The sequence below is a fragment of the Streptococcus sp. STR1/CE/0325 genome (assembly GCF_055386095.1).
Window position 1 is genome coordinate 1,124,488 of record NZ_AP045018.1, and the last position, 12,134, is coordinate 1,136,621.

Here is a 12,134-nt window from a genome sequence, read left to right on the forward strand (position 1 = left end):
AGACTGGAATAACCCAGCCTCCTTTCCTTCGTTTGCTTTCTCTCTATTCTTTTTTAGTTGAGATGCGAGCGCCAAAGCTAGCAACACCAAGGAGCAAAAGCCCCATAGCAAGAGGTGCAGCTGATCGAACGTCACCTGTATCTGGCAGGTTATCTTGAGACGATGTCATCTCACGGCTATCCTTGTCCTGCTCTTTAGACAGCGTCATGCGAGAGTGTTCTGCCCTTTGTTTTACAGCTAAATGCCGTGATTTGATCCTCTCTAAAGACTGCAAGAGAGTGGTCGCATTGGTTTGACCGTAACCTTCATCACCCAAGACGGTATGCTCGTGTTTTGGAGTCGTTTCTTGGGAGTGGCTTTGGATTTCCTTATCTTGCTTCGGCTGGACTTGTTGCCCCACTTTATTGTCATCCTTTTTCTCAAAGGCTGGGGGCATTTCCTCACCCTTGGTCTCTGATTTTGGCTGGTCTTGTGGGAGTTCTGGTTGGGGTTCTGCCATTTTTTCAGCAAAGATTGAGGTTCTAAAGTCATCCGTTGACTTGAGGTAAGCATCTAAAAGGGCTTTTTCCAACTGGGTGACTTGAGAAGCTTGACTATTGTCAATAGCATCGTTCTTGATATCCTCATCCACGGCTTTTCTCATCAAATCCATCAAGACATCAAAAGAGCTGACCTCTACCACTTCATCTCCGAGATGAATGGTCACTGGTTTTAATTGTTCCAGCTGATCGATACGCTGATGGTACATGGCCTTTTTAAAGTTAGCAAAAGAACCTTGATATTCTGGCAAGATATGCCCCAAAACAAGGGGATCGCTAACCGACCAGTCTGGCGTTTCCAAAGACCAGGCTTCATTTTGATATTGATTGGAAGCATACGGCACCAAACCATCTTTGAATCCTTTTTCAGCCAAAAGCTCAAAACCTGTGCGTCTAAAGGAGAGATCTCCTGGTGAAGATGGGCTTTCTGCTGAAGCATAAATCGGACCAAAAGGCGTGATCATATCATAACCATTTTGGAGTAGTTGATTCGGATGCTCAGCGTCAAACTCAATGGTCTTATCATATTTAGGATTGTAGCCACGGTTGACCATGACGTTGTTGTCCACTAAGTCATCAATGGTCTTGAGCTTCATTTCCTTCCACTCTTCATCAGTAAATGGTCGCTTAACATTTCTGCCCTCATTGTAGCCGTTGTCATCAACCACATTGATGGTTTCTAACTTGTTAAACCATTTCTTTTGAATATCTTGATCTTTCTCAAGAACCGCCATACCTTCTGCGTACTCCATCAGATACACCACATCAAAAACACCGTGCATATAGTCTTTAAGATCATCTGCAGTTTGAAAGCGTTCTGGTTTTAAATTGTGGAAACGCTGACGCTCCGTATTATCCGTATGGTCTAGGACAGAGTTAATCCCGATAATTGGCACGTCACTGTTGTCTGGTGCTTGGAGGAAACCTTCTGGAAAGGCTTCTGGCCACATGAATTGCCGCCGACCATTTTGCAAGAGATAAGTGTAATAGTCAAACATATGCACCATCTCATGGGTCAGTGTACCAATACCACGCTCACTGATGAGACTGGTGATGATAAAGGCGACTTCCTTTTCCAACGCATCAGCGTAAGCTCCCACATAACGGTCATCACGAGGCTGATGAGACCCTGTTGGACCAAAGAAATTTTGAATGGATGGTCTCGTGTTCTCCCCACTATCGGTAAACCAAAAGCCTTCAAACAAGCCCGTCTTTGGACTACGCTCATAGATGCCTTGGGTATCCCAAACCGGCACATAATAAGCCATCTGATGCTTGTACTCTTCTGGTAAAATCCGGTACCATGTGTCAAAATGCCGCCTAAATTTTTCTGCTGCTTCTGCCACTTCTTTTTCAAAAGCAGCTACCTTTTCTTGATAAAGAGACGGATTTTCTGCCTCAAGTTTTGGATCCACATAGCGTTCATAAGTTCCAAAGACAATATTGGCCAAATCGTTGATGATATAGACATTGTGCTCTGGAATGGTCAAAAGCGGCAATAGCATGTTTCTAAAGCGTTTTTTATTCTTATCTGTGGTGTACTCATCTGTTCTTGTGAGGTCTTTGAGACGGTCATATAAGGTCATCGAAACACCTGTCAACTCATGAGACGGCTCATCCACGATATAGGCTTTTGAAGTCTGCTTAAACCAATCAGCCGTGCTCACTTCTGGTAAAAACGCCTCTCTATAATATTCCAAGAGATCAGGCAAAGTCGCTTGCCCAGTAAAGTTAGCCACCACCTCTTGATAGGTCTCATAGTTATTTTGCGGAGCATAGGCTTGATAACCCTTCTCACCTAGCGCCAGCAAGAGGTCCAAAGGACGATTTTTCTTGCCAAAGAAATCTTGGTGATAAATCGTCAAATCCTTGGTATTGATCTCACCATAAGCCACATCGTACCACCGATTGAGGTAAGAAAGACCAAATAGAATCGCTTCCTTATGGTCAATCAGCTTTTGCACCCAAGCATCTACCGCAGAAGGACTACTAAAGTCCAAGGTTTGATCGCTTTCTAGCACTTTTTTCATGCTTTCTCGGATGCTTTCCTTGGTTGCATCAAAAGCAGGTTCCAGATACAACTGGGTCATCTGATTGTCTTGGTCAGCTGTTAAACCAAGCGCCGCATAGGTTTGCTCCGAGCGATACGCCACCTTTTGAAGTTCAGGAACAATCCGGTCCAAAATCGCACTCACATCCCTAACGCTCGCTTGGGGCGTATAAGAGAGACCATTTCCCAAATCATAATGCAGATGCCTGTCTTGATCAGTCGCTTGGTAAAGAATCGGGCGAGATTCTGTTGCCTTATCCTTATAATGGAGTAGGACTTGGTCCACCAAAGCTCCCTTTTCTTCCAAATCGGTCACAATCGCATGACCTTGAAGAGGGGTCGCAGATAATAGTGCTTCATTAACCAACTTGTCATCTGCTGGAAGAGACTTGGCAAAATCCTTGATTTGATCATCACCCGCAAATGGCATCAAGAGCTTGGCATTCTCAAGCGCAACGTCTGTCTCTTGAGTGGTTGCAGCTCGCTCGGTCGAGGGTGTTGTTTCTTGATGAGTCGCAAGTGCAGCCTGTGGCTCTTGGTTTAGACTTGTATCCACTTCATCGGCTTTAACTAAGGACACATAGCCACTTGCTGCGATGAGTAAAGCGGTAGAATAAAGGGGAAGGGATCTTTTTCCTAGAAAAAGCGTTTTTAAGCGTTTGTTTTTCATTAGCCAACCTCATTTCATCGGACGTAAAGGAAAAAACTAGTTTTCTTTTTTCTTTAAGCCAAGACCAGCCAAGAGTAAGCTCAAGATTCCTGCTACTGGAAGAAGAGATTGTTCCTTGCTGCCTGTGCTTGGTAGTATTTCTTGATTTAGGTTATTAGACATCGTTGATTTGGTCTTTTCTTCTTGAGTAAGTGGTTGTGCTGTTTCTTTGGCATTTGGTGTTTTTTCATCGGCTTGTGCTTGTGGTTGAAGGAGATGCGTCATGCCTTTCACGACAGGGCTATTTTTAACCACAGGAGCAACTGGATTGACCGGTGCATGGTAGGTCGGCTGCATCATCAAGGACAAGAAGCGTGGCTCTGGTAGGCTAGGAAGATTATCTTGACTTTGCAACCATTTGAGCGCATCCTTGTCGCCTGCGATCGCTTCTTGGATTTTCTTTTCCACCGTCTTCATTTCTTTAAACATGGTCTTGGCGAGATCAAGGAAATCTGCAGTTACCCATTCTTTTTCCTTATCCTTAGAGAGCCCTGCTTTGGCATAGAATTGATTCATCTTTTCTTGACGAGCTATTTCTTTTTCTTCAATGGCTTTCCAACGGTTTTGGATGGTGTGGTCAAACAAATCATAGTGCTCAGAGGTGAGTTTATCAATGTTTTGAGCTGTCCAGTACCAAGAATTGGTGTCATACTCCGTTGTTTGTGGGTGAAACTCTTTTGGTGTTTCCATGATATTGCCGTAGTATGGCAAATAAAGGGTATTTCTAGTTTGACCAAAGCCTAGCCAAGCCACCCCGCCAAATTCCGTTGGTAGATCTGGGCGAATTTGATAGACGTGAGCATTGATGACGTTTTTATTGCCGAGTGGGTATTTATAAAGGTCATTCCCAATCCTGCGGTTGTAGTGGAGTTCTGCTGGTGCTTGATCATCTGGGATAAACTGCGTCATATGCTCAAAGCGGTTTCTTTGCAAGGCAAAGACATCCCGAAGTGAAAATTTCTTACTTGGGTCGCTTGGTGAGCGAAGTAAATCATAAAATGGATCATCAAACTTGATAGGAGAGGCTGGATCTAAGAGCTTAATCCCTGCATAGGCTCTTGAGCGGTTGCCTGGGGAATCTTTGTCTGGACCATAAGAGCGGGCAATCAAGAAATTACCTTTATCATCATAGGTAGCAGATCCTGCTTTTTTCGCAATCGCTTCAACTTCTTTTGAAGCGATGACATTTTCCTTATCATTAAAATCAACGCTACCTAAAGACCAAGTATTGGGAAAAACAGAGTATTTGTCATCTGGATATTTGATGGCAACATATTGGTGACCAGAAAGAATTTCCATATACCAGAGTTCCTTTTTGTCTCCAATCATGATGACATTTCCATCATAAGCCCCTTTTTCATCGAGGACTTTTGCCACTAGCTCGACACCTTCGCGCGCTGTCTTGACCCGAGGGAGCACCAAATCAATCATGCTAGACTCGCCAAGACCACCTAGTGGTTTGATGGCTTGTTCTGCAGTTTCTCCTGCCTTGTCTGCTTCTTCTTGACTCTTTCCATCTGCTAGAGCCTTAGCGATAGCAGCTTCCTTGGCTTCTTTTTTCAAGGTGTCTTCTTGAATCTTGGTGAAAGGATCGACCTTTTCAATCTTTTGGAAGTTTCCTGTTTCATAGCCTGGAACAGGGCTAGCCGTTACAGTAGCAGACATGGACACACCGTGCTCGTTAAAACCGTGTGCACCGTAGGTTCCGTTGAGGTTGCTTTCTGCAAACCCTTGATCAGCACTTTGTTGCGCTTTTTGAGCGGTTGTTTCTAGATTATCCCCACGTTCAGCATCTGGAGTGGAGGTGTATTTGTACTCGTGCGCCGCATGCTCATAGGTAAAACCTGTGTCGCCGTCATGTTGGACCTCACCTGGTTGATAGTCAGTCGCCTCATGAACGATGAAGTTCTTGTTGTGATCAGCTGTCCCGTCTTGGAAAGGATAATCCTCGGTCCGACCAAACATGTAGGAACCGTCTTCTGTCAAGTTCTTACCAATAATAAAAGCAGAGCAGGCTTCTGCCGGCTTAGACGCTAGCATCACAGTAGAAAATAAAGCCGCTGCCAAGAGTGTTTTAACGTATTTTGATTCCATGTTGATGACCTCCTTTAAGTCCGAATCAAAAATTATCAAAGATCTTCCTTTGATTTGTATCCGATTACATTATACCCTCCCAGCTGACCAAAGAGTGTTAAGTTTTTCACCCTTTTTAAGAAAAGTTTAAGTTTTGAAATAAAAAAACGAGCAAGCCTTTCTTAAAACTTGCTCGTTTCTTGTTATTGATTTTGCCAATCGGCTGGATAAGTAATGTAGATGAAGCGGGCTTTTTCTTTGACAGAAAACTGGATGTCGCTTCCTTTTGGAATGAAGATGACCTCACCTGGACCAGCTGAGATGACTTCATCACCAACGATGATATCGAGTCTGCCTTCGATGACATAGTCGATTTCATCATAGTCCAAGTGCCATGGGAAGGTGGTTTCTTCCATGGTCATGAGCCCAAGACCTAGACGTGGGCTTTCTTCCAAGGTCAATAAATCTCTGGTATAGACCTTGTCACTTTCTTTTCCTGTATCAAGACGATCTTCTTTGCGCACATCGAGTTTAGGAAGGGAGATAGCTGTCACACCGTCTTTGCTGGTGGTTTTATGACTGGACTTCCCCAACTCTTCTAAAATGATCGCACGCACCATTTGTTCTAATTCTGCACGATTGATGTCTGCCATAGTCTTTTTCCCTTCTTCTTATTCTGCTGCTTCTTTTTTAGTGAGCATAAAGGCCAGTAAAACAGCTGTCACACCGCCGACAAATTTACCCACCATCATCGGAACAATCATCTCTGGTTTTTGACCAGCTGTAAAGCCAAGGTGGTCACCAATGACAAAAGAGGCAGAAACAGCAAAGGCCACGTTAATAATCTTGCCACGTTTATCCATATCTTTGAGCATTTGGAACATCGCAATATTGTTAGCAAGAGAAGCGACCAAACCTGCTGCGCCGACTTCGTTCATCCCAAGAGATTTCCCAACTGCTGAGAGCGGTTTGTTAAAGGCTTTGGTAAAGACTGCAACCAGCCCAAAAGCACCTGCCAAGGTCACAGCAATAGAGCCAACCACTTCAAAAGCTTCCTTGAGCGTATCTGCGCCTGATGGATAGAGGTTGATGAGCCATTGATTGCCTGTTAGGAGCTGAGCGGCACCAAAGGCAAGGCCAAGTGTCGCAATGACCACAATGATTTGTCCAAAAACTTCAAAGCCTTTAATCATGCCATCTGGTGCCACCAAAAGCCCGATAAAGATAAGGGCAGACACGATGACAATCGGAATCAAATTGACCAAAAGGGTGACAAAGCTAAGCCCTGGTACCAAAAGACCACCAATCAAGCAGCCAATAGGAACCGTTACCAAACCATAAAGGATACCGCGTGCCAATAAAGGACGATCTTCTTTTTCAATAATCCCAAGCGCTACTGGAATGGTAAAGACAATGGTCGGTCCCATCATAGAGCCAAGGACATAAGCGGCAAAGTTACCGACCGCTTGATCCTGAGCTAGACTAAGCGCCAAAGGCGCACCTCCCATATCATTGGCGATAAAGGTCGTGGCAAAGATGGAAGGGTCAGCTCCCACCAAGCCATAAAGCGGCACAATAACAGGTTTTAACACACTCGCCAATAACGGTGCCACTACCATGATCCCTGCCATGGAAAGGGCAAGAGCCCCCATGGCCATAATACCTTCTTCAAATTTTTCACTCAGTCCTAATTTGCCACCGATACACTTATCCACGGCACCGATGAGCATGAAAAGGACCATGATGTAGATAATAATCTCATTAATACTCATATATTTCTTTTTCTCCTGATTTGATTTTAATCAGTTTGATAATCCACCTTGTCAATAATGGCGGTGACCACCATATCCACTGGAATATCGGGTTTGTTTAAGCTCACACGAGCGGAGCTTCCTGTTGTCACCATGACCAAATCCCCCTCACCTGCACCGATACAATCGGCTGCAATGACCAGAGAAGCTGTTGTTTTGGGGTCGCTTAGGGTTGGCTCAACCACCAAAAACTTCAAACCATTTAATTTTTCATCCTTTCTGGTTGCCCATAAACTCCCAACGATTTTCCCAACAAACATAATCTAACTCCTTTTTATTCTGTGATGATTTGGATCCGGTGACGTTTGAGATAGTCTTTAGCTAACGCTGTGACAATCATGCCTTTTTCAACGGTAAAGACATCTCCCTCACTCAAGTCTAGCGCTTTTAACTTGGCTTCTGTCACGAGTTTTGGTCGCTTAGGCACACGATCAGGTGCTTGGGTTAAGACGACTTCTTTTTTCTCGGCAGATAAGAGAGAAAGAACGTCCCCCTCCTCATAAAAGACCAGACCATAGTCTTCTAGCTGTTTCAACTGTTTGGTCACATCTCTGTAAAGAATAGCCTTGGAAGAAGCCTGATAAGACCGCACCTTGACCTTCTCGTTTGAGGCAAGGATGCTCTTTCCTTTAAGCAAGCTCTCAAGGATAGCTTCTTCTTCTTGACCAACTGGACAAAGCCCTGCTAGTCTTAGGAGCATCCCTAAGCTCACCTCATCTAAAATCACTCGGTCGGCTTCTTTGATATCTAGGGTCAAGTCATACCCTTGTCTTTCGAGGGAGGTTTTTAGAATAGGAGAGCCAACCACATAGAGCAACTCTTTTTTAGGGGCTTGTTTGAGTTGTTGCAGCAAGCGGTCTGTAATCATCTGAACTAATTGATCTAAATTTTCCATCTGGTATCAACCTCTCTTTTGCCCCTTATTTTTTAATGATTTGGCCTCTCATGCCTTTTTTAAAACCACAAGCATTGGCTTCATCGTAGTCAATATGCATGTAAGTGGCAAACTGTGGACTGACACGGATTACCACGTCATCAAAAATCAGAGAACGCCCGTCGCTTTCTACTTTGACCTGAACGATTTCATGATTTTCCACACCTGCTTTTTTAGCATCTTCTGGTGTCATATGCACATGACGTTTCGCCACAATCAAGCCCTTGTCTAGGGAAACACTATTAGTACCTTTGGCAAGAATGATACCGGGAGTCCCTTCAATATCCCCACTTTCACGAATCGGCGCCTTGGTGCCCAAGGTCAAACCATCCGTTGCAGAAATTTCGACTTGGGATTCCTTACGCACAGGTCCTAAGATAACGACATTATGAAGCGCACCTTTTGGTCCTAGAATGGTGATGCGCTCTTCGGCTGCATACTGACCAGGTTGCGACAGATCCTTTGCCTTGGTCAGTTGATAGCCTGGTCCAAACAAGGCATCCAAATCCTTTTGACTCAAATGCACATGCCGACCGCTCGCTTCGACTTCAAAACTGGTGTCTAGCGCCAATTCTTTTTCTAATTTTTCAACAACCTTATTCACTAATTGTTCAATAGACATCTCACCTTCTCCTCCTATTCACTGGCGATGAGCCACAACAAGACCTCAAGCGACTTCAAGGTTTGAATCACCTGTGTTGCAAAGCCATCACGCTCTAAGTCAGCGATTTTTTCCATGCTTTGACGGATTAGCCTTGTTTCAATGTATGCGCTATAACACACCAAACGCCACTCCTCCACGTCATAAGTCATGGCTACCCCTTGCTGGTCTAGTTGTTTGTTCAGCCGTATAGCCTGCAATTCCGTATGGGACAAAAAGGTGTCATCATAGTCTCTTAAATCTTCTAAAATGCGCTCACCAACCAGATTTTCAAGGACATGAAGTAATCGTCCCACCTGATCACACTTTTCCTTCAGAAAGGCTTGATGTAAAGCCCTTTGAGCATTCAAAAAATAAGGATAGAGCTTGGTCAACTGAAATAAGCAAGGGTAAACAGCAGACTCTTCTAGGGTGCTAATCGGTTTATGATCTCTTTTATCTGACAGGCTTGCTTTTTCTTGTGTGCGATGAGACGTGACAATGCTAATATGACGATCGTTTAAGAATCCTCTGGCAGCAGGCGTCAATTTTTCATCTGCGCCTAACTCCAAGACTCCTCGACCTAGGAGACCAGATTCTTTCATCATTTTTCTAATCTTTGCTTCTGTAAGAACTGGCATAGCTTCACATCCTTCTATGATGGGATTCACCTACCTTATCCTTGAGTGACAAGGTAGGAAGGTCCCTCTCATTTTCCTTATTCTGATTGAGGTAGAATCACTTCTACTTCTGCGTGTGGACGTGGGATGACGTGAACAGATACCAAGTCGCCAACATTTTCTGCTGCAGCTGCGCCTGCGTCTGTGGCTGCTTTAACAGCGCCCACATCTCCACGAACCATGACAGTGACAAGTCCTGCGCCGACTTGTTCTTTTCCAATCAAGGTCACGTTAGCTGCCTTAACCATTGCATCAGCTGCCTCAATCGCGCCGACCAATCCTCTTGTTTCTACCATTCCTAATGCATTTGCGTGTGCCATAATTTATTTTCCTTTCGTTTATCTTTCTTAAGGCTTAATCCTTAGGGTAAAATCACTTCTACTTCTGCGTGTGGACGTGGGATGACATGAACTGATACCAAGTCGCCAACATTTTCTGCTGCAGCTGCGCCTGCGTCTGTGGCTGCTTTAACCGCACCCACATCTCCACGAACCATGACAGTAACAAGTCCTGCGCCGACTTGTTCTTTGCCAACAAGGGTTACGTTGGCTGCCTTAACCATTGCATCAGCGGCTTCAATCGCGCCGACCAATCCTCTTGTTTCTACCATTCCAAGTGCATTTGAATGTGCCATAATCTATTTCCTCCAAAAAATTATTTATTTAGTGTTGCAAGAACACGCTTGACTAGCAAATCAACCAGCTGATCTTCATTAGTCACATCAGGTAAGACAGTTTCGACCTCAATAGCTGGCGCTTGATGGACTTGCCCTTCTGCCTGACGCAAGTCAGAGAGTTCAGTTGTGCCATAGGCAATCCGGCGGATATTAAAGAGATGTACTGGACTGACATTGTCAGACGTTGCACTACCGCCCACAGCCCCACAACCTAGAGTAAAGGCTGGGAAGAGCCGTGTCGTTGCCCCAACACCACCAAGAGCAGCTGGGGTGTTAACCAAAAGCCGTGATACTGGTTTTTTAAGGGCAAACTCTTTGACGATATGATCGTCACGCGTGTGGATGGACATGGTGTGTCCGATGCCTTCGTGGTGCAAAATCTTCATGCTGAGCTCACAGGCTTCTTTCCAGTCCTTGACGGTGTAAAAACCAAGCACTGGCGCTAATTTTTCCATAGAATACGGATATTGCTTGCCGACGCCCTCACCATCTGCAATCAAGAGTTTAGCATCTTCTGGAACATAAATGCCTGCTAACTCACCGATAACTTGAACAGATTTTCCAACCATTTTAGGATTCATGGCACCTGTTGGTAGGATGATAAATCTTCCCAGTTTCTTGGCATCTTCTTTTGGTACAAAGTAAGCGCCTTGCTTTTTAAACTCTGCCACAACAGCGTCTTTGCTTTCTTCTTCTACGATGATGGATTGCTCAGACGCACAAATCACGCCATTATCAAAGGTCTTAGACTCAATAATTTGACGAACAGCCTTTTGAATATCCGCAGTCTTTTCGATAAAGGATGGACCATTTCCTGGACCAACGCCAATCGCAGGCGTTCCAGAAGAGTAGGCCGCCTTAACCATAGGTGTGCCACCAGTGGCTAAGATAAGATTGGTATCCTTATTGGTCATCAATTCCTTGGTCGCTTGGAGGGATACACGGGTAATAACTCCGATAGCACCGTCTGGACAACCAGCACTTTTCGCTGCTTTTTTAATGATGTCCACCGTTGCCTCAATGCTTTTTAGCGCATGAGGGTGAGGTGAAAAGACGATACTATTTCCCGCTTTAAGGGCAATCAAAGCCTTATAAATCACGGTTGAGGTGGGATTAGTGGAGGGAATTAGTCCTGCAATCACCCCAACAGGAACAGCAACTTCTGTGATACGGTTTTCCTTGTCCTCCCGTAGAATTCCGACTGTTCTCATGTCCTTGATTTCTTCTAAAATCCCTTTAGAAGCAAGAGCGTTTTTTAAGACTTTATCTTGCCAGCGACCAAAACCAGTCTCTTCTACCGCCATTTTAGCCAAGCGTTCGCGCTCATCATAACAAGCTTTAGCGACCACTTTGACAATGGTATCAATTTGTTCTTGACTCATTTGTGCGAGCTGTTCTTGTGCACGTTTGGCTGCACGCACAAGGTTTCTCACCTCTTGAATCGAAACCAAGTCTTTATCTTCTAAAAACATCTATTCCTTCCTTTCTAACAATTTAGACAAGGCATCCACCAAGGTCCGTTTATTGCCAAATTTAATCTCTTTCTTTGAAAGGGCAATATCGCTTTCTGTATAAGCAATGCTACGAAGTTTTGTCACCTTTAGTTTTTCAAGCTCTTCTTTTTGGTATTTGGGAACCAAGAGCGGCTCTTTTTCAGAGACCACGACTTCTGCAACGTCTTGGAAGATGATTTCTTCTTGGTTATCTAAATCAGGAGTTGCCTCTAGAGCTGTTGGGTGACTGTCTTCTTTTTTGCCAAAAAGAAGCTGCGTTTGATCGTCTAGTCGTGAAATCACATGACTAGCAATGTAATAAGGCTCACTCACAATCACATCAACCGCCGCATCCACAGCCGAGCGAACGGCACTGACATCTCCTATCAGCTGAACGGTATTAAGACCTGACTTGACCGTTTCAATATTAAGCAATGACACATCGGCTGCCTTTAGTGCGGCATCAGCTGCAACCACAGCTCCTAGATAACCTCTGACTTCAATTAAACCGAGTGCTCGTTTTGTCATC

12 protein-coding genes are annotated in these 12,134 nt (G+C 44.6%); all 12 read right to left on the reverse strand.

Going from position 1 to position 12,134, the window contains the following annotated elements; translation table 11 throughout:
• Positions 1-43: 43 nt before the first annotated feature.
• The 12 genes from ACZ49W_RS05545 to ACZ49W_RS05600 all read right to left on the reverse strand — a co-directional run bounded on the left by ACZ49W_RS05545 (position 44) and on the right by ACZ49W_RS05600 (position 12,133).
• Positions 44-3,259 carry a ZmpA/ZmpB/ZmpC family metallo-endopeptidase gene (locus ACZ49W_RS05545; protein ID WP_464814331.1) on the reverse strand — a complete coding sequence of 1,072 codons (3,216 nt, stop codon included), beginning with the start codon at positions 3,257-3,259 and terminating at the stop codon, positions 44-46.
• Between the two features lie 36 nt (positions 3,260-3,295).
• Positions 3,296-5,392: a C69 family dipeptidase gene (locus ACZ49W_RS05550; protein WP_464814332.1), complete on the reverse strand. Its 2,097-nt coding sequence runs from the start codon at positions 5,390-5,392 to the stop codon at positions 3,296-3,298.
• A 182-nt stretch (positions 5,393-5,574) separates the two neighbouring features.
• Complete coding sequence (locus ACZ49W_RS05555) at positions 5,575-6,024, reverse strand: cupin domain-containing protein (protein ID WP_464814333.1); 450 nt, start codon at positions 6,022-6,024, stop codon at positions 5,575-5,577.
• Between the two features lie 18 nt (positions 6,025-6,042).
• Positions 6,043-7,143 (reverse strand): ethanolamine utilization protein EutH, encoded by a 1,101-nt coding sequence (locus tag ACZ49W_RS05560; RefSeq protein ID WP_464814334.1) that lies wholly within the window; start codon positions 7,141-7,143, stop codon positions 6,043-6,045.
• A gap of 26 nt (positions 7,144-7,169) precedes the next feature.
• A complete protein-coding gene (locus ACZ49W_RS05565; RefSeq protein ID WP_464814335.1) occupies positions 7,170-7,442 on the reverse strand; it encodes a EutN/CcmL family microcompartment protein in 273 nt (90 codons plus the stop codon).
• A gap of 14 nt (positions 7,443-7,456) precedes the next feature.
• Positions 7,457-8,077: an ethanolamine utilization protein gene (locus tag ACZ49W_RS05570; protein ID WP_464814336.1), complete on the reverse strand. Its 621-nt coding sequence runs from the start codon at positions 8,075-8,077 to the stop codon at positions 7,457-7,459.
• A gap of 25 nt (positions 8,078-8,102) precedes the next feature.
• Positions 8,103-8,738 carry an ethanolamine utilization phosphate acetyltransferase EutD gene (eutD, locus tag ACZ49W_RS05575; RefSeq protein ID WP_464814337.1) on the reverse strand — a complete coding sequence of 212 codons (636 nt, stop codon included), beginning with the start codon at positions 8,736-8,738 and terminating at the stop codon, positions 8,103-8,105.
• A 14-nt stretch (positions 8,739-8,752) separates the two neighbouring features.
• Positions 8,753-9,397 (reverse strand): hypothetical protein, encoded by a 645-nt coding sequence (locus tag ACZ49W_RS05580; RefSeq protein ID WP_464814338.1) that lies wholly within the window; start codon positions 9,395-9,397, stop codon positions 8,753-8,755.
• 77 nt (positions 9,398-9,474) lie between these two features.
• On the reverse strand, positions 9,475-9,756 hold the full coding sequence (locus ACZ49W_RS05585) for a BMC domain-containing protein (protein ID WP_464814339.1): 282 nt from the start codon (positions 9,754-9,756) through the stop codon (positions 9,475-9,477).
• 41 nt (positions 9,757-9,797) lie between these two features.
• Complete coding sequence (locus ACZ49W_RS05590; protein WP_464814340.1) at positions 9,798-10,070, reverse strand: BMC domain-containing protein; 273 nt, start codon at positions 10,068-10,070, stop codon at positions 9,798-9,800.
• A 20-nt stretch (positions 10,071-10,090) separates the two neighbouring features.
• Positions 10,091-11,584: an acetaldehyde dehydrogenase (acetylating) gene (locus ACZ49W_RS05595; RefSeq protein WP_464814341.1), complete on the reverse strand. Its 1,494-nt coding sequence runs from the start codon at positions 11,582-11,584 to the stop codon at positions 10,091-10,093.
• The gene (locus ACZ49W_RS05600) at positions 11,585-12,133 is read right to left on the reverse strand and encodes a BMC domain-containing protein (protein WP_464814342.1); all 549 of its coding nucleotides are present in this window, start codon (positions 12,131-12,133) and stop codon (positions 11,585-11,587) included. It lies immediately after the preceding gene.
• Position 12,134: the final 1 nt, after the last annotated feature.

Excerpts from the sequence above, each read along its gene's own strand:
- ACZ49W_RS05565 (WP_464814335.1), bottom strand. The coding sequence starts at position 7,442 with ATGTTTGTTGGGAAAATCGTTGGGAGTTTATGGGCAACCAGAAAGGAT.
- ACZ49W_RS05545 (WP_464814331.1), bottom strand. The coding sequence starts at position 3,259 with ATGAAAAACAAACGCTTAAAAACGCTTTTTCTAGGAAAAAGATCCCTT.
- ACZ49W_RS05560 (WP_464814334.1), bottom strand. The coding sequence starts at position 7,143 with ATGAGTATTAATGAGATTATTATCTACATCATGGTCCTTTTCATGCTC.
- ACZ49W_RS05555 (WP_464814333.1), bottom strand. The coding sequence starts at position 6,024 with ATGGCAGACATCAATCGTGCAGAATTAGAACAAATGGTGCGTGCGATC.
- ACZ49W_RS05580 (WP_464814338.1), bottom strand. The coding sequence starts at position 9,397 with ATGCCAGTTCTTACAGAAGCAAAGATTAGAAAAATGATGAAAGAATCT.
- ACZ49W_RS05570 (WP_464814336.1), bottom strand. The coding sequence starts at position 8,077 with ATGGAAAATTTAGATCAATTAGTTCAGATGATTACAGACCGCTTGCTG.
- eutD (WP_464814337.1), bottom strand. The coding sequence starts at position 8,738 with ATGTCTATTGAACAATTAGTGAATAAGGTTGTTGAAAAATTAGAAAAA.
- ACZ49W_RS05590 (WP_464814340.1), bottom strand. The coding sequence starts at position 10,070 with ATGGCACATTCAAATGCACTTGGAATGGTAGAAACAAGAGGATTGGTC.
- ACZ49W_RS05595 (WP_464814341.1), bottom strand. The coding sequence starts at position 11,584 with ATGTTTTTAGAAGATAAAGACTTGGTTTCGATTCAAGAGGTGAGAAAC.
- ACZ49W_RS05600 (WP_464814342.1), bottom strand. The coding sequence starts at position 12,133 with ATGACAAAACGAGCACTCGGTTTAATTGAAGTCAGAGGTTATCTAGGA.
- ACZ49W_RS05550 (WP_464814332.1), bottom strand. The coding sequence starts at position 5,392 with ATGGAATCAAAATACGTTAAAACACTCTTGGCAGCGGCTTTATTTTCT.
- ACZ49W_RS05585 (WP_464814339.1), bottom strand. The coding sequence starts at position 9,756 with ATGGCACACGCAAATGCATTAGGAATGGTAGAAACAAGAGGATTGGTC.